Raw genomic sequence first — 1,104 nt, forward strand, 5'->3', positions numbered from 1 at the left:
CGACTGCGACCGGAGCTCTGTAATCCTCTCGCTTCACCAGCAATGCCCACACGGTGCGCGCCATCTTGTTGGCGAGGGCGACCGTGACCAGCATGCGTGGTTTCCGGGCAAGCATGCCCTCGAGCCATGAGCCGGCGGGCGCACCGCGCTTGCTCGCCTGGAGCACGACCGCGCTGGCCCCGATGATGAGCAGCCGCCTCAGGGTTCGTTCGCCCATGCGCGAGATCGCGCCCAGCTTCTGCTTGCCGCCTGTCGACGCCTGCTTCGGCACCAAGCCAAGCCAGGCAGCGAAATCACGCCCCTTGGCGAAGGTCTCGGCCGCGGGCGCTATCGCGGCAATGGCCGTTGCCGTGATCGGTCCAACGCCCGGGATGGTCATCAACCGGCGTGCAACCTCGTCCTGGCGAGCGCGACGCGTGATCTCCTTGTCCAGCTCGGCGATCTGCTTGTCGAGATTGGCCAGCATGCCGATCATCATGGCAAACATCGGCCGCGCCGCCTCCGGCAGCGTTTGGCCGATCTCGCCGTCTTCGAGCAAATCTGCCAACATCGCGAGGTGAGCGGCACCCTTGGGTGCTACCCAGCCATATTCTGCCAGATGGCCACGGATAGCATTGGCGATCTGTGTTCGCTGCTTCACCGCCAGGTCGCGTGTGCGAAATACCAGCGCTGCCGCCTGCTGCTCCTCGCTCTTAACCGCCACGAACCGCATGCTCGGCCGCTGCGCCGCCTCGCAGATCGCCTCGGCATCCACCGCATCGTTCTTGTGGCGCTTCACGAATGGCTTCACGTACGCTGGCGGGATTAGCCGAACCTCATGGCCCATCGCCCGCAACTCGCGCGCCCAGTGATGCGCACCGCCGCATGCCTCCAGCGCCACCACGCAACGCGGATGCCTGGCGAAGAAGTCGAGCAGCTTGCCACGGGTCAGCCGGCGGCTGAACACCGTCCCTCCGCGCTCATCGGCACCGTGCGCGTGGAAAACATGCTTGGCGATATCCAACCCGATCGTGGTAACCTCTGACACGGACGCCTCCCTCAGTGGTGTTCAACACCTCCACTATCGCACATCGATGCAGTCGGGGGGCGTCCACCCCATCACCA

Annotated in this window: 1 protein-coding gene; it reads right to left on the minus strand. The window is 65.2% G+C overall.

Annotated elements, in window-relative coordinates:
* Positions 1-1,027, minus strand: a 1,027-nt coding sequence (locus tag AC0CH3_RS17700) for an IS110 family RNA-guided transposase (protein ID WP_465238116.1), incomplete at its 3' end; no start/stop codon positions are given.
* Between the last annotated feature and the right edge of the window lie 77 nt (positions 1,028-1,104).

It is taken from the genome of Sphingomonas sp. AC449, assembly GCF_979253475.1.